Origin of the sequence: Klebsiella sp. RHBSTW-00484 (genome assembly GCF_013705725.1) — a bacterium.
GTDB lineage: Bacteria > Pseudomonadota > Gammaproteobacteria > Enterobacterales > Enterobacteriaceae > Klebsiella.
In genome coordinates this window covers 1,558,961-1,578,378 of the sequence record NZ_CP055481.1, presented here as the reverse complement: position 1 = coordinate 1,578,378, position 19,418 = coordinate 1,558,961, and the positions used below count along the sequence as shown (strand labels likewise).

20 protein-coding genes and 1 pseudogene are annotated in these 19,418 nt (G+C 49.1%); 16 read left to right on the top strand and 5 right to left on the bottom strand.

The annotated features are described in order from the left end of the window. Positions 1-82 precede the first annotated feature (82 nt). Together HV213_RS07645 and HV213_RS07640 are read right to left on the bottom strand one after the other, a co-directional pair. Positions 83-235 (bottom strand): annotated as a pseudogene (locus tag HV213_RS07645) (IS3 family transposase); the annotation flags it as partial. An 88-nt stretch (positions 236-323) separates the two neighbouring features. Then, positions 324-833 (bottom strand): hypothetical protein, encoded by a 510-nt coding sequence (locus tag HV213_RS07640; protein WP_117077281.1) that lies wholly within the window; start codon positions 831-833, stop codon positions 324-326. A 296-nt stretch (positions 834-1,129) separates the two neighbouring features. Here HV213_RS07640 and HV213_RS07635 point away from each other — a divergent pair. The 10 genes from HV213_RS07635 to HV213_RS07590 all read left to right on the top strand — a co-directional run bounded on the left by HV213_RS07635 (position 1,130) and on the right by HV213_RS07590 (position 9,891). Then, positions 1,130-2,241, top strand: a protein-coding gene (locus tag HV213_RS07635) for an IS3 family transposase (protein ID WP_181485255.1) whose coding sequence is annotated in 2 segments (ribosomal slippage) — positions 1,130-1,382 and positions 1,382-2,241 — 1,113 coding nt in all. Because the reading frame shifts where the segments join, the coding sequence is not laid out codon by codon here. Between the two features lie 309 nt (positions 2,242-2,550). Then, complete coding sequence (locus tag HV213_RS07630) at positions 2,551-3,282, top strand: GntR family transcriptional regulator (RefSeq protein ID WP_181485254.1); 732 nt, start codon at positions 2,551-2,553, stop codon at positions 3,280-3,282. Further along, complete coding sequence (locus HV213_RS07625) at positions 3,279-3,716, top strand: PTS sugar transporter subunit IIA (RefSeq protein WP_181485253.1); 438 nt, start codon at positions 3,279-3,281, stop codon at positions 3,714-3,716. Before HV213_RS07630 ends, HV213_RS07625 begins: the two co-directional genes overlap by 4 nt. Before the next feature lie 2 nt (positions 3,717-3,718). Next, positions 3,719-4,501: a PTS mannose/fructose/sorbose/N-acetylgalactosamine transporter subunit IIC gene (locus tag HV213_RS07620; protein ID WP_181485252.1), complete on the top strand. Its 783-nt coding sequence runs from the start codon at positions 3,719-3,721 to the stop codon at positions 4,499-4,501. Then, on the top strand, positions 4,494-5,273 hold the full coding sequence (locus HV213_RS07615; protein ID WP_181485251.1) for a PTS system mannose/fructose/sorbose family transporter subunit IID: 780 nt from the start codon (positions 4,494-4,496) through the stop codon (positions 5,271-5,273). The genes HV213_RS07620 and HV213_RS07615 overlap by 8 nt, the downstream gene beginning before the upstream one ends. A gap of 28 nt (positions 5,274-5,301) precedes the next feature. Continuing rightward, positions 5,302-5,793 carry a PTS sugar transporter subunit IIB gene (locus HV213_RS07610; RefSeq protein WP_181485250.1) on the top strand — a complete coding sequence of 164 codons (492 nt, stop codon included), beginning with the start codon at positions 5,302-5,304 and terminating at the stop codon, positions 5,791-5,793. Positions 5,794-5,796: 3 nt separating this feature from the next. Then, positions 5,797-6,501: a sugar isomerase domain-containing protein gene (locus HV213_RS07605; protein WP_181485249.1), complete on the top strand. Its 705-nt coding sequence runs from the start codon at positions 5,797-5,799 to the stop codon at positions 6,499-6,501. A 10-nt stretch (positions 6,502-6,511) separates the two neighbouring features. Continuing rightward, positions 6,512-7,678 (top strand): glycoside hydrolase family 88 protein, encoded by a 1,167-nt coding sequence (locus tag HV213_RS07600; RefSeq protein ID WP_181485248.1) that lies wholly within the window; start codon positions 6,512-6,514, stop codon positions 7,676-7,678. Then, positions 7,675-8,424, top strand: a complete 750-nt coding sequence (locus HV213_RS07595) for an SIS domain-containing protein (RefSeq protein ID WP_181485247.1) — start codon at positions 7,675-7,677, stop codon at positions 8,422-8,424. Before HV213_RS07600 ends, HV213_RS07595 begins: the two co-directional genes overlap by 4 nt. Positions 8,425-8,478: 54 nt before the next feature. After that, positions 8,479-9,891 carry an OprD family outer membrane porin gene (locus HV213_RS07590; protein ID WP_181485246.1) on the top strand — a complete coding sequence of 471 codons (1,413 nt, stop codon included), beginning with the start codon at positions 8,479-8,481 and terminating at the stop codon, positions 9,889-9,891. A 135-nt stretch (positions 9,892-10,026) separates the two neighbouring features. On the opposite strand, the gene HV213_RS07585 is transcribed toward HV213_RS07590, so the two are convergent. From HV213_RS07585 to HV213_RS07575, 3 genes are all read right to left on the bottom strand, one after another. Further along, positions 10,027-11,703 carry a coiled-coil domain-containing protein gene (locus HV213_RS07585; RefSeq protein WP_181485245.1) on the bottom strand — a complete coding sequence of 559 codons (1,677 nt, stop codon included), beginning with the start codon at positions 11,701-11,703 and terminating at the stop codon, positions 10,027-10,029. Then, positions 11,700-12,104, bottom strand: a complete 405-nt coding sequence (locus tag HV213_RS07580) for a hypothetical protein (RefSeq protein ID WP_181485244.1) — start codon at positions 12,102-12,104, stop codon at positions 11,700-11,702. Before HV213_RS07580 ends, HV213_RS07585 begins: the two co-directional genes overlap by 4 nt. A 297-nt stretch (positions 12,105-12,401) precedes the next feature. After that, positions 12,402-13,313 (bottom strand): LysR family transcriptional regulator, encoded by a 912-nt coding sequence (locus HV213_RS07575; RefSeq protein WP_181486357.1) that lies wholly within the window; start codon positions 13,311-13,313, stop codon positions 12,402-12,404. A gap of 115 nt (positions 13,314-13,428) precedes the next feature. On the opposite strand from HV213_RS07575, the gene speB reads away from it, so the two are divergent. From speB to HV213_RS07545, 6 genes are read left to right on the top strand one after another with little or no spacing between them, the layout of a single operon-like run. Then, positions 13,429-14,379, top strand: coding sequence for an agmatinase (gene speB / locus HV213_RS07570; protein WP_181485243.1), 951 nt, complete (start codon positions 13,429-13,431; stop codon positions 14,377-14,379). Between the two features lie 10 nt (positions 14,380-14,389). Next, a complete protein-coding gene (locus HV213_RS07565; protein WP_181485242.1) occupies positions 14,390-15,238 on the top strand; it encodes a sugar phosphate isomerase/epimerase family protein in 849 nt (282 codons plus the stop codon). A 12-nt stretch (positions 15,239-15,250) separates the two neighbouring features. Further along, a complete protein-coding gene (locus HV213_RS07560; protein WP_181485241.1) occupies positions 15,251-16,327 on the top strand; it encodes an isopenicillin N synthase family dioxygenase in 1,077 nt (358 codons plus the stop codon). A gap of 9 nt (positions 16,328-16,336) precedes the next feature. Then, on the top strand, positions 16,337-17,140 hold the full coding sequence (locus tag HV213_RS07555) for an ABC transporter substrate-binding protein (RefSeq protein WP_181486356.1): 804 nt from the start codon (positions 16,337-16,339) through the stop codon (positions 17,138-17,140). A 24-nt stretch (positions 17,141-17,164) separates the two neighbouring features. Further along, a complete protein-coding gene (locus HV213_RS07550; RefSeq protein ID WP_181485240.1) occupies positions 17,165-18,685 on the top strand; it encodes an amino acid ABC transporter permease/ATP-binding protein in 1,521 nt (506 codons plus the stop codon). Further along, positions 18,686-19,414, top strand: coding sequence for a class II aldolase/adducin family protein (locus HV213_RS07545; RefSeq protein ID WP_181485239.1), 729 nt, complete (start codon positions 18,686-18,688; stop codon positions 19,412-19,414). It abuts the gene before it with no gap. Positions 19,415-19,418 lie beyond the last annotated feature (4 nt).

Sequence of the window (19,418 nt, the reverse complement as noted above, 5' to 3'; positions counted from 1 at the left end):
AATACCGCTATACGTGCCATTTAATGACATGTGGTGGCTGCGAAAAAGCATCACATCGCAAGCCTGATGTTGTAGTGGTCAACTTAAACTGCGAAATACTGTCCAGAAAATGCATGACCTGCACGCCTGAAATCCGAAAGGCAATAATGACCGCCAGGCACTTCTTCGTAAAATCATCCACGCAGATAAGGAGCTTTATCCTACGTCCGGTGACCAATGAATCCATAACGAAATCCTGAAATCCATCGACCAGTCAAGGCATCTATGGAAGTGAGTCTACTTAGATTATAATTGAAATAGACTCCTCTGCTTCGTATAGCTAATTAGGCTCCGAGAAAAAGATATCTCCCGCTATATGGCATAATTATTTGTAGCAATTCAATTGCGTTCCGAAGGTTTTCTACCTGATCATTTAACAACGTGATGTCCTTGATACCGTGAAATAAATTATTTCGATATCTATAGACAATTAAGAGACACACTTCTATTTTATCTTCAAAAGAAGTTTCTTTATTTATCAGTACATCAAGTGATTTCTCAATTTGCGAAGCTTCTCTAAAATATAGGTAATGGAAATGCTCTGTTGGTTCACCGCTTTCATGTATATAGCGTTTAGACCAATATGCTAACTGGGAGTCGATCGCATCTGTTGGCATTTCCCTTGCGACTCGTTTTGAAAGAACCCCAATCCGATCTACAACATTCTCATTATGAGCTTCTGAAGCCTCAAAAATTGACCACATAAGAGTGAAGTCGGATACTACCTCGAGTGTATCAGGTTCAAGTGGTGCTGAGTGTTGAATGTTTTGTTGAATCCAATCAGATACCTTCACTGATAATTTCCTTAAGATAGAGCATTTATTCAGTATAAATTTTGAGATTTTAGTCAAGCAATTAAGTCGGACACGGGTATGGCATGTCCTTATAAGACAGATGTCATTAGGCAAATGATATACTGGGATTTTTATAACTGATATAGCAAAAGATGAAATTTTGTATGAGATTACAAGTGGAAAGGGCCTTGTTGAATAAATCGAACTTTTGGCAGATTGTAAGTATCCCAGAAAAACGAACCATTCACTTTTAGAGATCTTCCGACATACTGATTATGTCCCCTGAGGAGATCGCTATGCGTAAGATCCGATTCACCGAGCACCAGATCATCGCCGTCCTGAAATCCGTCGAAGCTGGCAGGACCGTCAAAGATGTGTGTCGCGAAGCCGCTATTTCCGAAGCCAGTTACTACAACTGGAAGGCGAAATATGGTGGGATGGAAGCCGCTGATATCAAAAAAATCAAAGATCTTGAGGACGAGAACCGCCGGCTTAAACAGATGTTTGCGGACCTGAGTCTCGAGTGCCGTGCACTGAAAGACGTTATCGAAAAAAAGCTTTAAAACCAGCGATAAAGCGGGAGCTCGTCAGCTATCTGACGGCACAATTTGCCATGAGCATTCGCCAGGCGTGCAGGACATTATCGCTGAGCAGGACGGTATATTTTTATCAGCCCGATACCCGGCGCGATGAACCGGTGATCCAGAAGCTGACAGAGGCGGCTGAACGCTATCCCCGCTACGGATTTAAGAAGCTTTTTCAGGTGCTGCGCAGGCAGGGTAACACCTGGAACCATAAACGCGTTCACCGGATTTACTGCCTGCTGAAACTGAATTTTCGCCGTAAGGGAAAACAGCGTCTGCCGGTGCACAATCCTGCTCCGCTGGCGACGCCAGAGGCGATGAACCAGAGCTGGTCCATCGATTTTATGCACGATGCGCTGGTGTGCGGCAGACGCTTCCGGACTTTTAACGTGGTGGATGATTTTAACCGCGAAGCACTGGCGATCGAAATTGACCTGAATATCCCGGCGCAGCGGGTCGTGAGAGTGCTGGACAGGATCGTGGCAAACCGCGGATATCCGCTGAAGATGCGGATGGATAACGGCCCGGAGCTGGTCTCGCTGACACTGGCACAATGGGCAGAAGAGCATGGTGTAATGCTGGAATTTATCAGGCCCGGCAAGCCAACGCAGAATGCCTTTATCGAACGGTTCAACCGGACATACCGGACAGAAATACTGGATTTTTATCTGTTCAGAACACTGAATGAAGCACGGGAAATTACAGAGCGCTGGCTGGCTGAATATAACGGCGAGCGCCCCCACGAATCCCTGAATAACCTGACACCGGAAGAGTGCCGGCTGATGGCTGAAACCCCGGAAATCTCAAAAAGTGCGTGGAACTAAAACGGGTGTGCTTACAATTGGCCGCACTTGCGCATGCCTATAAAAACGAGGTACGACGCGCCTTTAACCGAAGTGATTATCTTGAGCAACCTCGCCCGATGATGCAGTGGTGGGGTGATTTTATTAAAGAGCAGATAATGTAAGCGATCTGCCCCCGTTGATTAACATACCGCCTTATGCGAAGCACATCACATTCCAGGAAATAACTTAACAGGTTAACCGGTTAAGTTGATTTGGGATGTTGATTGTACAAATCCATGCAGGTATCGTAAGCCTACAAAATTAAATACAACAGATACCGGCGAAATAATGAAAGCAACTGTACAATCAACGAAATACCTGGTGATAAAAGCGGCCCTGGTAGATGAAATAAGAAATGGCACATTTAAACCAGGAGAAAAATTTTACAGCGAGTCTGAATTAAAAGAACGCTACGCCGTCAGTTCCGCCACGGTGATTCGGGCAATTCACGAAATGGTGAATGAAGGCTATCTGATTCGCTATCAAGGTAAAGGCACCTTCGTGTCTAAAGCAAAACGTAATGAAAGTATCATTTTTTCTGAATCAGACCGCGATATGAAGGGAATGCAGTCGGTAAAAATCATTGACTGTACGACTGAGAACGATTCCTCTATCCAGGAAAAACTCGGGCTTAATTCTGATGAAAGTTATTATCGAATTTCCCGACTAAAATTAGATAGTGGAAAACCTTATGCCTTTCAAATATCACATATCCCGGTACGTTATTTTGACAGCAAATTGATGGTCAATAACTCAGCGCTTAATTCAATTTATGAGGCTTTTAAAGTCAATCACGGCCTGGATATGTACGCCATGCCCTACCGTCAAACAATATGTGCAATAACCGATGTTGCGACAGAAATGCAAAAACACCTTGAACTTTCTGCCTGCCAACCGGTGATAGTCATGAAGCGCTATACCTACGATGAACAAGCGCGGGTCATTGAATACATTGAAACCTACAAACGTTTCGAGTCATTTTATATCGAAATCAGAACACCAGATAAGGGGGCAGGATGAATCAACTATTATTAATATCCCATGACGGTTATGCCAGCGGTGCCAGAAAGGCCACAGAATTGATCCTGGGACCGCAACCCAACCTTCAAGTAATTGAACTCGATAGCCAAAAGGGAATTGACGTATTTAAAGAAGAGCTTACAAAAAAGATCACCACCCTGAACACGAAAAAAGAAAAAATAATTATCCTCGCAGATTTGAAAAATGGCTCTCCCTACAACATCGCAATGGAAATCATTGCTAAAGAAAGCCTCTGGGATAATATCACTCTACTGTCAGGAATGAATTTAAATTTAATACTCGAAATGGTTATGGTGATCGATGATGAGATCACCCCTGGCATACTGGATGAAATAATGAAAACTGCATGTGATGGCATTCATCATTTACAGCGTTCATCACTTATCAAAAATATCGATGATGGAGATGAATAAATATGGAGCATATAGCGGTCTGGCAGATAGTATTATTGACACTCTATTCAGGATTAGCAATTTATGACGGTAATAACACCACGTTGGGTTTAGTTAAACCCGGCATGGCTGGCTTTTTTGCCGGGGTGATAATGGGGGACATGACAACGGGGTTAATTGTCGGAGGTACGTTAAACCTGCTGGTATTGGGCGTGGGCAATTTTGGCGGCGCCTCTATTCCCGACTACATGACCGGAGCGGTACTAGGGACGGCGTTTGCTATCATCAGCGGTCAAGGTGCTGCCTTTGGGGCGACTATAGGCGTGCCTATTGGCCTGCTAATGGTTCAGCTTGATATTCTGGCTCGTTTCACTAACACCTTTATTCACCACAAAGCGGATGCGCTAATCGAAACGGGTCAGGTGAAGGCCGCGGCGAGACTGAACCTACTCGGTCAGGTACCGATCTCTCTATCGCGAATGCTCCCCGTCCTGCTGGCGTTGATTCTCGGAGCCACCTTTGTCAACGACGTAGTGACATGGATCCCGGACTCCATCATGAACGGTCTGAAAGTCGCTGGCGGCGTGCTGCCTGCCTTGGGTATCGCTATCCTTCTGCGCTATTTGCCCATCAAAAAGAATGTCACGTTCCTGATCCTGGGTTTCTTTCTCGCCGCGTATCTCAACATACCGGTACTCGGCGCGGCATTGATGGGTCTGGCGATTGCCATCTACGTCTTTAATGCTGAGAAACAGGAAACGCAATCTACCGTCCCTTCTACAAATGGAGCAATGGGTGATGAATAAAGTCTTAAAACGGGTGTTCTGGCGCTGGTTTCTGTTTGGTCAATCTGGATGGAACTACGAAAAAATGCAGGGTCTGGGCTATTTGTTCAGCATCTACCCATTCCTGGAGAAAAAGTATCCGCAGCCAGAGGCGCTAAAAGAAGCGGCAAAAGTTCACAGCCAATTCTTTAACACCAACAACACCATGGCGCCGGGAATACTAGGGGTAAATATTGCCCTCGAAGAACAAACGGGTCTGGCGGGAAAAGATGCCATTACCGGGATTAAGACCGGCCTGATGGGACCTCTGGCAGGTATTGGCGACACTTTGTTCTTCGTTATTCCGACCACGATTATCGGCTCGGTCGCCTCCTATCTTGCATTGCAGGGTAACCCGGTGGGGCTGATCCTCTGGCTGCTGTTTGCCCTGGTTCGTCTCCTGTTTATGCGTTTTAGCATCAATAAGGGCTATCAGGAAGGTGTTAATCTGTTGAGTTCGTTGACCAACAGCCTGAATAGAATAACCCGAGCGGCCAACATTCTCGGACTCACCGTCATCGGGGCACTCATCCCTTCAGTGGTAAAGGCGAAACTTAACTTTGAGTTCAGCTACGGAGAAGTCTCTCTGAAGCTTCAGTCCATTGCCGATCAGATAATGCCGGGGCTTATTCCTTTGCTGGTAGTGGCATTCACCTACTGGCTGCTGGGTCTCAAAAAAATGAATTCAACACGGGTGATTTTCATTCTGATTGCCCTCGGCATCGTCGGATATAACCTGAATATTCTCGGTTAAATAAACGTAATTATCTTAGGAGATAACCATGAAAGGTATCGTACATATTCGTGTCGACGATCGGCTGATCCATGGCCAGGTCGCTACCCGCTGGGTAAGTCACTTTAATGCTAATCGTATTATGATCATTGACGATGCGGTCGCGGCGAACGATGTAGAGAAAATGCTGCTTCGCAGCGCAGCCCCTGAAGGCTGTAATACCTCTATCCTGTCATTTGAGAAAGCCAGTGCCAATATTCTCGCTGGAAATTACGATGGCCAGCGCGTTCTGGTACTGCTTAAAACCCCAGAAATTGCCCTACAAATGGTGAATAGCGGTATCGCGTTGACCCAATTGAACATCGGTAACATGTCGAACAAAGAAGGACGCCGTCAGATCAAGCGCTCAGTGAGCGTCAGTGATATTGAAGCCCAGGCGATCGGTGCCCTCCAGGCAAAAGGCGTCAACGTAACGGCGCAAATGACACCGGAAGAACCAGACACCAGCATCAGTGCTTTTTTGAAAAACGATAAGGGATAGGGAATGTCTCCACATCAGCAACAATATTATCAGCATGTTTTAACCACTCTGGATAGCGTACTGCTCACCCAGAATGCAGAAATAGAGCAGGCAGCGGCACTGTTTGCCGAGTGCGTGAAAGCCAACGGTATCATCCATGGTTTTGGTTCGGGTCACTCATTTGCCGCAGCGGTTGAGCTAGCCGGGCGGGCTGGCGGGCTGGTCAACACCAAAGCCATCGATCAGTTCTATGGGCCAACGGGCTGGTTTGACTCGCTTAAAGGGATTGGCGATGTCTTCGCTGGCCTACTCGATCTACGCGAGGCAGACTGTTTTGTCATGATTTCCAACTCCGGCACCAAGCCTTTACACGTTGAGTTGGCACAAAAAATTAAACAGCAGAACCTCAAACTCATCGTCATTACCCGCCACAGTGCTGAATCTGAAGCAACAACGGAAAGTATCCGAGACTATGCGGATGTCATTCTGGATAACGGTTGCCCTGCCGGTGACTGCACGCTGGATCTGGATAACGGCAAGATAATGACCGGACCGGTGTCATCACTTTCTGCGGCATTCATTATCAATAACGTCGTCATTCGCTGTATTGAGTTATTACTCGAGCAAGGTATCGAACCTCCGGTCATGCGCAGCATCAACCTGCCCGGCGGCAAAGAATACAACGACGCTCTCATGAAACAATATAAAGAGCGCGTATTTACGTTCTAGGGGGCAAATAATGAAAGAGCATCAACCATTCATCAGCGCATCACTGCCCTTTCCTGCTATCACGCCCGAGCAGTGCCGGGATGAGCTGAACGCAATAGGTCGTCAACTCACACGAAATGCCGAACGCTTTGGTGATAAGTTCCCTTCTGCCTGCACCTCGGATAACCGCTATGTGTTGAAAGAGAATAACGACTGGACCAACGGTTTCTGGACCGGGATGCAGATGATAGCCTGGGAGTTCAGCGGCGAATCAACATACCTCGGCGTTATTGAACGCAATATCGCCAGTTTCAGGGCTCGCCTAACCGCACACCACGTACTCGATCATCACGACATCGGCTTTCTCTACAGCCTGTCGGCTGTCGCGTACTGGAAACTCACGGGTAGTGACGCGATAAAACCGCTGATTACTGCGGCAGCTGACCTGCTGATTAGACGTTTTCATGACAATGCCGGTTTTATTCAGGCGTGGGGCAAATTGTCGGACCCACAAGAACATCGCCTGATCATTGATTCACTGATTAACCTTCCTCTGCTACATGTGGCGGCTAGTATCAGCGGCAAGAAGCATTACAGTGAGGTGGCAGAGCGCCACTATCTGACCGTCATTAACAATATTTTCCGGGCAGATGGTTCCACATTCCACACGTTTTACTTTGATCCCGCCAACGGGCAACCCGCATATGGCAAAACGTTCCAGGGCTACAGCGACCAGTCATGCTGGGCGCGCGGGCAAGCCTGGGCGATTCTGGGGATCCCGCTGAACTGGTCTGCAACCGGAAAAATTCAACACTATGCCCTGTGGCAGAAAGCCTGTGATTACTTTTTCCATCATCTCCCTGCCGATGGCGTCCCTACCTGGGATCTTATCCTGGTCGGACAGGACGATGCGCCGAAAGACAGTTCAGCATTAGCCATCGCCATTTGTGGCTTACTGGAAGCGCACAAGCATCTCCCTGATGCACATTACGACCAGATAGCCCGTCAACTCTTGCAGGCTTTAATGACTCAGGCGTCTGCCAGTAACGACAGTGCCTGTGAAGGGCTGCTGAAACATGGTGTCTACGCTTACGCCTTAGGTAAAGGTATTAATGAATGTAATCTCTGGGGCGACTATTTCTATATGGAAGCGTTGTACCGACTCTATCATCCACAATGGTCAGGATACTGGATATGACAATAACCCAACAATATTTAAATGTTGTACAAGAAAAACTTAGCACTATCGCTCTTGAACAAAATGAAAAAATCGCTACTGCCGCCAGTAAAATAGCCAAAGTTATTAATCAGGGTGGCATCGTTTATATTTTTGGTTGTGGACACTCCCACATTTTTGCAGAAGATGTTTTTTATCGTGCAGGAGGAATTGCGCCCGTCAGACCGATATTTATCGAGCCACTGATGCTACATGAGGGAGCCGCTGCCTCATCATATTATGAAAAACAGAATGACTATATTAAAACATTCCTTGATAAATACGACCTGACAGAAAAGGATGCATTAATTGTTATTTCCACATCGGGAATTAATCCGGCCCCCATTGACGCGGTATTATGGGGTAAGCGACAGGGTGCTTTTACTCTGGCGATAACTAGCTTTATTTATGCTGATACTCAGCGCTCAAAGCATAAAGAAGGCCTCTACCTACGGGATTGTGCAGATCTGGCCATTGATAATCATGTGCCCGTTGGTGATGCCGTACTTTCACTTTCTGGTCATACCACCCCATTCGCACCAGTTTCATCGATGACCGGAATATTTATTATTCATGCTCTTTTCGCCGAGACCATCGCCAATTTGAGCCATGACACTCACCAATTACCGATATTTTTAAGCGGCAATATCGATAACGCTAACCAGCATAATGAAGGTCTATTAGAACAATACGGAGAAAGGATCCCTGAATTAATAAAAAACCGTTAATAATAAAAAGTTAGTTACCTCTCCCTACTACCAAGAATTTACAAGGTGAAGATAATGAGTACAATGAAACTCAGAGCCTCTCTGTGCGCACCGTTTTTATTTTTAATTTCTCCTGATGTTTTTTCTGCTGAGGAGATGGATTATGATCCACCGTCCTTATTTGAGAAGGCTTTTTACGATGACGGTAAGTTAGATATTAATACTTCATTGTATATTCGGCACCGTGCCGTTAAAGATCCCACTACGGGTAAGTATGGCCTTGGGCCTGCTGGTATTAAAAACCAAACCGGTAATGTTGCTCTTAGCTACATTTCCGGCTACTACAAAGACGTTATCGGGTTCGATTTCTGGGGGAATGCAAATATTAAATTGGGTAATACCGTTGGCCAATCAGAAATTCTTTATTACGACTACCAATGTGGTCAGGCTGGTCAGTTCAGCCCGTGTGAGAAATCATACATGGCCGTGTCTGTCGCTGCTCTCAAATTGAATCTGGGTGAAGAGGATATAAACTTTAAGCTCGCTGCTGGCTATACCCCCATTAACTCCGGGACGATTAAGAGCAGCTGGGGACTGAATCCGCACGCCTTCCGCGGTTTCGACAGCGCGTTGAAGCTCGATAATTTCAAACTCACCTACGCATGGGCCGATCGCTTTAAAAACGACTGGAGCCGCGACTTTAAACCGATGACCACCACATGGCATCAGAACAACGCCGCCGGACTTGATAACAACGGTACGACAATCAAAGCGGGCAAAACCATCGATTACATTCACACGGTGGGCGCAGTGTATAACCTGGGTAACACGATACTAGATGTCGGTTATGGCGAAGGTAAAGATTACCGGCGGAACTGGCAGGCACAGCTTGAGCGTAACGATAGCCTGTCTAATGATTTCTCCCTACGCAGCAAGCTGTTTTACCAGGGAGCACGTTATAACGAGAAACTGTCCGGAATCAGCGATCCTGCCACTGAATATTATGTCGGCGTCGGCTTCAATCTGAGCCATAACAATACGGTGTGGTCTCTTGGTTACAGCCAGAACTATGCCCCCCATACCGGAGATTACAACTTCCGCTTAACGCCATGGGCAAACTCTGACAAGCGTGACTATCAACCGACGCTTTCACAGCTTGAAGACTTCAACGTTTCAGGAGCAAAAGCGGTTCGATTGGGCTTAAGCTACAACCTGGCAGACTTCCGGTTGCCGGAATTAACGCTGGGAAGCTCAGTCACCTACGGCTGGCATGTCGTCACAGATGTTAGTAAGACCCGGGGGGAACGCCAGTATGATGGGAAAATGACATCTGTCGATCTCTCGGCCCGCTACCAGGTGGCTGACGGACCCGCGAAAGGTTTGTCGTTGACACTGCTTCCCGCCCTCCTGCGCACCACGGATAGCAACTATAAAACCGATCGTAACGACGTGAAGTTTATTGTCGGCTACACAGTGAATATTTTCTAATAACATCGTCCTTCACCCTCGAGGGTGAAGGATTTTTTTCTCTACGCCCTAAACCGAGCAGGTAAAAGACAGGGAGTGGATTGCGAAGAATGTCGAAAGAAGCACCGGATAAAAGCTCACCCATTATTAATCTATCTACGGAATTAACTCAAAAGTAATCGACACCAACGTATCAGAATTAATTTCCGCAGGGGGAGTACTGTATAGCGACCCTGCCTGACCATAGAGCGTGACAATCCCACCTTTGAGACCTGATAACAAGACTTTACCTATAAGAGGATCAATATCTTTGTTGTTCACAAACGTTGAATTCATAGTATTCAATATAGGCGTACCATCAAGCTTTTTCTCCAGTATATTCATAGACAAAGACTCGTTAGCTTTGTACTGGGCCTTCCCTTTCTTCTCAACAACAAAATAAACACTATTAGGCAAGATTTCATATTTCTTACCTTTAATTTTGGCCATGATTCTTTTTTCGATATCAACATATCTTGATGACATTTGACCGTTAAGAGTATTAACGATACGCTCTATTTCATCTTCTTTAATTTTAAGTTTTTTATTGTAAGCATCGTTAAACCCTGAAACCAACGCTGAGGGTGTCAGCTTCACATCATTGTCGGCCATTTTATTCACATCTGATAGCGCCTGAGTGAGGTAGAAAACGCCTAATGCATAGGCATTTTTATTACTTTTATCAACAAAATTTATAACCTTTTCTTTTATAGATAAGCTATCAAGTGTTGACTGTAATTTTTGATTTTTTTCGTTTAAAGCAAGTATCGAAGCATCATATTTTTTCTGCGCCGTATCTGCAGCAGTAATCTGTGCCGACAGCAAGTGGGTGGTGTTATCCCGTGTTTTCTGCGCAGCCTCGGCGGCGGCGGTCAGCTCAGCATTCTTTTTCGTCAGCGCCTCAAGGGTGACTTTCTGCTGACTTTCACCCTGGGTATTCTGCGTTTTCAGCGCGGCAATCTGCGCCGACAGCGTGCGGGTAGTGTCATCCAGCTTTTTCTGAGCAGCCTCGGCGGCGGCGGTCAGCTCGGCATTCTTTTTCGTAAGCGCCTCAAGGGCGACTTTCTGCTGACTTTCCCCCTGGGAATTCTGCGTTTTCAGCGCGGCAATCTGCGCCGACAGCGTGCGGGTAGTCTCATCCAGCTTTTTCTGCGCCGCATCGGCAGCCACACTCAACTCAGCATTCTTTTTCGTCAACGCGCTGATGGTATTTTTCTGTCCATTTTCACTTTGCGCATTCTGTGCTCTTAGGGCACTCTGCGTTTTTAGCGCAGCAATCTGCACCGACAGCGTGCGAGTCGTGTCATCCAACTTTTTCTGCGCGGCCTCGACGGCAGCGGTCAGCTCGGCATTCTTTTTCGTCAAGGCGTCAAGACTGGTTTTCTGGGCGCTGTCTTGTGGAGCAATCTGTGCTTTCAGCGCCGCGATCTGTGCCGACAGCTCACGCGTCGTTTCATCCCGTTTTTTCTCAGCCGCTTTCGCCGCAGCGCTCAGTTCCGCATTCTGTTTCTTAAGGGCAGTTATCGTAGCTTCAGTTTTATTATTCTGATTTATTTTCTTTCTGGCTGTTTCCTGCTTCAGAGGCACTTTTTTACTGCGATTATCTTTCTCTTGATTAACCGAAGTTGATTCTTCTGAGGCCGACGGATTTTTTATTTCGAGTTTCGATATATTATCAAGGAAATCTCCCCCCTCAGAATGAGCAGGGAGAACAACAAAAAGGGTAGAGAGAGCCAATACAATCGCCAGAGTGCTAAGATTGTATATATTCAGTTTCCCCTTGCGGTATGTCATCTGGCCAACCCATTGCTAAGTTCAGCTTTTCTTGCCCGGGCTTCAAACTCTTTAATTAATTTCTGAGAAATACTATTACACTTATCGTTTATCTTATATTCAAAAAGCGGAGTAATTGTTGATTTTACACTGGCCGACGTTTGGCCTGAAACAGAAGCATAAAACTTAGCATCGCTGATCAAACCATACAGCTCGCTTGAGTCCTTCTGAAACTTACTATCTAGCTTAACCAGAGCATCCGCATCCTGGATACACTGCTGTAAAGCAGGAACCTGGGCTGGTTGTTCGTTTTGACTAACTTCCTTTTTTATTAATGCACTATCTGTTTTTTTTATATTAGCACACCCCTGTAACAGGCCAACCGAAATGCAGATCAACATCAATAAGCTATTTCTTATCATTTTCATAATCCGTTAGATAAAATAATTCAAAAAAAATATATCAATCGATTCCAGCAGAAAAAATTTCAATAGACAATGCTATTAGTCGAATTTAATACCAATTCGGATAAAACACACAATTTGATTGTTTTTTAACCACAAAAGAGATGGGAATAATCCTGGTACAATGCGATATTTACATCCAATAACTGTCTTAAAGGTAAAGACGAAATAGCGGATTATCTTTTTTATTCCTGACATAAATCGGCAATTTCACAAAACAAATCAGACCAGGCTCTTTCTAAAGAGCCCCATACGTTACTCACTCCACTTCGGTCTCGCCACCGTATTCTTCTTCAGAAGATTACGGAACTCCTTCAACCAGGGTTCATTGCTGCGCCCACGTTTGCATATCGCCGAGAAAGGTGATTGAAAGCCAAACTCATTGGGCAACAGCACCCGCAGACGGTTCTCTTTAATCCATGGCCAGGCGTAGTGCTCAGGAAGATAGCCGATATATTTTCCGGACAAAATCAGCAGCAGCTGCGCATCAACGGTCTCAACGGTGGCGCTCCCCTTGCTGAATCCGCGCCGCCGCAGGTCGCTGGTGTTCCAGTAACTACGCGTCACCAGCGGACACTGGCTGATCAGATTTTTATCGAGCTGGCGACTAAAGAACATCGGATGCAGGTCGCTACAGTAAAGCCAGTGCTGCTCGCGATAGAGCGGTTCGCTGATGATGTTATGCACCCGCGAGTTATAGCTACCGATGGCGAGATCGATATGGTTATTCAGTACGCCATTAAGCTGTTCCGCCGGGGTACGGATAATCAGTTTGATATGCACATGAGGAAACTTATCGCTAAAGCTGCGCAGCACCACCGGCAGCGATAGTGCGGTTTCGGTTTCGATGGAGTCGAGGGTTGAGATACAAATCGTCCCGCTGTGCTCACCCTTCAGCAGCGCCGACTGGCGCTCCAGCTCGTTCAGTTCGCTCAGAACACGGATCGCTTGCTGTAAAAAATGCTGCCCTTTCTCGGTCAGAGCAAAGCCACCGCGCCCGCGCTGGCACAGGCTAAAACCAAGTTGCCCCTCCAGCTGCGACATCGCATTGCTGATCGCGGAAACAGAAATCCCCAACTCCTGCTGGGCGCGGTTATAGCTCTCAAGACGGGCCACCGCCTCAAAAACCTGTAGCTGACGAATATTAAGCGTAGCATCGTTAGGCATTGTATTTAGTTCACGAATAAATGAACTAAGTATTTGCGGCAGACGATTTAAAGTCCAGCACATCTTTCGCACTATCCCTCCTGTTGAGTTTTGTCTGTCAGATTCAGGAGCTGAAATGGATAACGTCTTTCATCAACCACAAGGTGGCAACGAAATGCCGCGCTTTGGCGGCCGCGCAACGATGATGCGCCTGCCATTTATCGAAGATTTACAGGTACTTGATGCGGCATTTGTCGGCATCCCACTGGATATCGGGACTTCCCAACGTTCCGGGACACGCTACGGGCCGCGCTATATTCGTACCGAGTCGGTCATGATTCGTCCCTATAACATGGCAACCGGCGCGGCACCGTTTGAGTCGCTGTCGGTCGCGGATATCGGCGACGTACCGATTAACACCTATAGCCTGCTTAAATCAGTGCAGATCATCGAAGATTACTACACCGGTTTAAATAGTTTCCCGCTGATTCCCCTGACCCTGGGGGGCGACCACACCATTACGCTGCCAATTCTGCGCGCCCTGACCAAAAAGCATGGCCCGGTGGGGCTGATTCATGTCGATGCCCATACCGATACCAACGATGAAATGTTCGGCGAGAAAATCGCCCATGGCACCACCTTTCGTCGCGCCGTCGAAGAGGGACTGCTGGACCTCAAGCGCGTAGTACAGATTGGCCAGCGCGCTCAGGGCTACGCCGCCGGTGACTTCCAATGGGGCGTCGATCAGGGCTTTCGTCTGGTCCAGGCGGAGAAGTGCTGGCACAAATCCCTGACTCCGCTGATGGCCGAAGTCCGTCAGCAAATGGGCGATGGCCCGGTCTATCTCAGTTTTGATATCGATAGTCTTGACCCGATCTGGGCGCCAGGAACCGGCACCCCGGAAGTTGGCGGTCTGACGTCAATTCAGGCGCTGGAGATTGTCCGCGGCTGCCGCGGCCTGAACCTGATTGGCTGCGACCTGGTCGAGGTTTCCCCACCTTATGACGTCAGCGGTAACACCTCGCAGCTGGCTGCCAACCTGCTGTACGAGATGCTCTGCGTTCTCCCCGGCGTGAAATACGAATAGAGGATAAACCATGCAGCTCAACGTCTTTCGCACGCTATGGGGCGTCACCTCCCCGTGGCAGCAAACTGTTAGCGAACTCAAAAGCGTCGGCTGCTGCGGCATTGAAGCGCGGGTGCCGCTCACAGTAGAAGATCAGCAGACGCTGGCCCGGCGCATCGAAGAGTCAGCGCTGCAGTATATCGCCATCGTGTTTAGCGGCGGCGGCGTCATTCCGGCCCAGGCCGAAACGCCAACCCAGCATCTGGAACGGTTAAAAGAACGCTTTACAGCAGCAAAAGCGCTTAATCCGCGCTTCGTCAACCTGCTGGCCGGTAACGACCGCTGGCCATTGGCGCAGCAGGTGGAATTTCTCGGCAAAGTTCACGAACTGGCTGCCGATTATGAACTGACATGCAGCTTCGAAACCCATCGCGCCACGTCGCTATATAGCCCGTGGCTAACGCTGGAGATTATCCAGCAGCTACCGCAACTGCGCTTTACCGCCGATATCAGCCACTGGATTGTGGTGAGCGAGCGCCTGCTGGATGACCCCTGCGATGACTTCAGCACGTTCATCGACCGGGTCCACCATATTCAGGCCCGCGCCGGATATGACCAGGGCCCGCAGGTGCCGCATCCGGCAGCTCCTGAATATCAGTCGGCCCTGCAATTTCAACAAAATGTCTGGCAGCAGATCTGGCAATCACAACGCCAGCGCGGCTACCAGCAAACCACACTGACGCCGGAATTTGGCCCCGATGGCTACCTGCATCATCTGCCGTTTACCAACGTTCCGGTAGCTGACTTGTGGTCGCTGAACGCGTGGATGGCACGACATGAACAGCAGCATTTTGTTGAATTCACTTCGCTCACTCAATAAGGAACGGTAGAAATGACCGCCGCAAAAAGTTCTTTCACTGAATTACCGACTATCGATATCAGCGACCTGACCTGCGACGATCTCGCTAAGCGCCAGGCGGTGGCTAACATCATTGGTCAGGCCGCCCGTGAAGTCGGTTTTTTCTACATTACCGGCCACGGCATTGCGCCAGAACTGATCGCCGGAGTCCGCTCCGCGGCAAAACAGCTTTTCGCCTTGCCGATGGAGCGCAAAATGGCCTACTACATCGGCCAGTCCAAAAGTCATAAGGGCTATGTTCCTGAAGGCGAGGAGATTTACGGTTCCGGCAAGCCGGATCATAAAGAGGCGTTTGATATCGGCTTCCAGGCCGCTGACGACCATCCCTTCGTCATTGCCAAAACGCCGCTGATTGGTGCCAACGAGTGGCCGGAGGTACCAGAATTTAAATCCCGGGTGCTGGCCTACTATGAAGCGGTTTTCGCCCTCAGCCACCGTCTGTTTGACGCCTTTGCCCTCGCCCTTGGTTTGCCGGAAGGCTATTTCCAGTCGATGGTCACCTGCCCGCCCTCGAAGCTGCGCCTGATCCACTACCCCTTTGACGCCAGCGCCGAAGATGTTCCCGGTATTGGTGCACATACCGACTATGAGTGCTTCACCCTACTGCTCGCCGACCAGCCGGGCCTCGAAGTGTTGAATGAAGATAGCGACTGGATCGACGCTCCACCGCTGAAGAACGCGACCGGGGAAGAGGCTTTCGTGATTAATATCGGCGACATGCTGGAAGTGCTGAGCGCTGGCACATTTGTTGCAACAGCACATCGTGTGCGTAAGGTGCCGCAGGAGCGCTACTCGTTCCCGCTGTTTTTCGCCTGCGATTATCACACGCTGATTCGCCCGTTACCCAGCTTCCTGGAAGCAGGAGAAGGCAGCGAATATCAGGAACTGAGCATTGGCGAGCATATGTGGAGCCAGGCGTTGCAGACCTATCGCTACCTGCGCGAAAAAGTCACCCGCGGCGAGCTTCAGCTCCCCGAACGCGCACGCGGCACCAACACCTTTGGTCATCTGAAAAAACAAGCACAGCAAAAATCCGTTAATAACCCGTGAGGATAAATGATGAAAAAAACGCTAAAAAAAATCTCGCGCCGTGTGGCTTTATCCATCGCCGTCACCGCTTGTTTTTCACCGCTAACCCAAGCCGCTGAGATGCTGACCGATGGCGTATTCAAAGTCGGGATGGAGGTGACCTATCCACCTTTTGAGTCTTACGACAGTAATAACAATATCGTGGGGATCGACCCGGAATTTGCGGCGCTGATCGCCGAACAACTGAAAGCCAAACCGCAGCTTATCGACACGAAGTTCACCAGCCTGATTCTAGGTATTGGTAAAAAATACGATGCGGTGATTTCCGGCATGTACGTGACCCCTGAGCGGCAGAAACAGGCGGATGCCATCCCTTACGCATTATCCGGCGCGTCAATTATTGCGCTGAAAAACAGCGCCATTCAGCCAAAAACAGAAGATGAGCTATGCGGCGTGAAGGTGGGGTTACAAGCAGGTACGGCCTGGGTTTCCAGTTTGAAAACCCACTCCGACGAGTATTGTCTGAAAAACGGCAAACCGGCGATTAGCATTCAGGAATTCCCGACGGCGCCAGAAGCCTCACAGGCGCTGATGTCGAAAAATATCAACGCCCAGTTAGAAATCGCCCCGGCGGCGCAAATCATTGTCGACAAAAGTCGCGGTCGCCTGGCAATCAGCTCAAGCCGCCTGATATACCCATTACCGCTGGGAATTTATATCGCCAAAGGCAACACCGAACTGGCAGAGGCCATTAAATCGACGTTAGCCACCTTAAAAGCTAACGGCAAATATGACGCCATCATCAAGAAATACAATTTAGAACGCATTGATTAATACAATAAAGAAACAGGAGTCGGTATGGAGTTCGATTGGGGATACTTTTTCTCATTATTTAGCGTTGGGGCATTCTGGCAAGCGTGCGTAACCGTTGTTGTCGTCAGCTCGTTGTCCTGGTTTATTGGCCTGATATTGGGTTTTCTTTTAGCCTGCGCCAAGCTCTCTGGCCCGCGCTGGCTAAAGGTTCCCGTCGAACTCTATATTTGGTTTTTCCGCAGCGTGCCGTTGATGGTATTACTGGTCTTTGTCTATAACCTACCGCAGCTATTTCCCATCACCCAACCGCTACTCGGCATTCCGTTTATTGCCGGGCTGGTGTCGATGACGGTAACCGAAGCGGCCTATATGGCGGAGATCCATCGCGGCGGCCTGCTTTCCGTCGCCAAAGGGCAAAGCGAAGCCGGGCACGCATTAAGCTTTAGCTTTATTGGTATTCAGCGCTTAATTATCATCCCGCAGGCGTTTCGTATTTCGCTGCCCACGCTGATTAACGAATATATCACCATTATTAAACTCAGCTCGATTCTGTCGGTGATTTCACTGCCGGAGCTGCTGTTAACTGGCCAGCGCCTGTACGCGCAGAACTTCCTCGTCATGGAGACGCTGCTGGCGGTCGCCGTCTATTACGTGATGGTAGTGACGGTCTTTACCTGGCTGTTCCGGGCGCTGGAAAACCTGCTCGATATTCAGCGCAAGCGCCCGCAAACGCTCAATGACAACGAATGCGAAACCCTGCGCCAGAATCTGAAACCGCCAGTGCAGGCGCAAAAAACGCAGCCTACCAGCGGTAACCCACCGGCACTGGATTTACGCGCCATCGAAAAATCCTGGGGCCAGCATCACGTGCTGAAAGGCATCGACCTGAAGGTCGAAAACGGCGAGGTGATCAGCATCATCGGCCCATCCGGATCCGGTAAAACCACACTCATTCGCACCATTAACGCCCTTGAAAGCATCGATGCCGGAGAAATCATTCTTTACGGCGAGGACTATCTGAAAGGCGCGTCCATAGTTGATAAACAGCAAATGCGCGCGGGCGTGCGCCGCATCGGTATGGTGTTCCAGGGCTTCAACCTGTTTCCCCATCGTACGGTGCTGGATAACGTGATGCTCGCCCCGCTCTACCACAAATTGCTCGACCGTCCCGTCGCCCGGGAGCAGGCGCTGTGGCTGCTGGATCGCGTCGGTCTGCTGGCTCACGCCGAAAAATACCCGTACCAGCTCTCCGGCGGCCAGCAGCAGCGCGTCGCCATTGCCCGCGCTCTGGCGCTTAAACCGGACATCATGTTGTTTGATGAACCCACATCTGCATTGGATCCTGAACTGGTTGGCGAAGTGCTGAAAGTCATTCAGTCCCTCGCCCGTGAAGGGATGACGATGATTATCGTGACCCACGAGATGGACTTTGCCTTATCGATTTCTGACCGGGTAGTGATGATGGAAAACGGCGTGGTGCAGAGCGATATGCCGCCGCAGCGCATTCGCAACGATGTCGCCGATCCGTCCCTGACTCGTATTCGTGAATTTATGGGAGTGCAATAAATGGCAACTGAACTGGAGCTACGCCAGCAGCTGGCCGCCGCCTATCGTCTGGCGGCGCTATTCGGCTGGGAAGACACGCTGTATACCCACTTCTCCGTGCGCCTGCCCGGCGACGGCGAACCGCGTTTTTTAATTAACCCGTTTGGCATGATGTTTGATGAAGTGACCGCCAGCAACTTAATCGTGGTCGACATGCAGGGCAAAGTTGTTGAGGGCAGCGCCCCGGCAAACTCGGCAGGCTTTACCATTCACAGCGCGGTGCATATGGCGCGCGAAGACGCTCACTGCGTGATCCACACCCACACTCTGCCTGGAATGGCGGTCGCCGCCTGCGAGGATGGGCTGCTGCAGATTAACCAGATCAGCACCGAGTTTTATCGGCGCGTCGGCTACCACCCTTATGAAGGCGTGGCGTTCGATCTCGATGAACGCGTACGGATCCAGCAGTCGCTCGGCGCTAACATCGCCATGATCCTGCAAAGCCACGGCCTTTTGTCGGTCGGTCGGACCGTCGCTGATGCGTTTTACATCATGTACTACCTCAACCGCGCCTGCGAGATCCAGATGGCCACTGCACAGCTGGCGCCGCTCAGCCCCATTCATACGATCCCTGAGCATTTAAGCCAGCACGCCTGTGAGCAGCTGATGGGGGTTGAACATGAACGTCAGCTGGTGTGGCAAGCCTGGTTACGTCGCCTCGATCGTCTTGATACTTCTTATAAAAGATAATGCT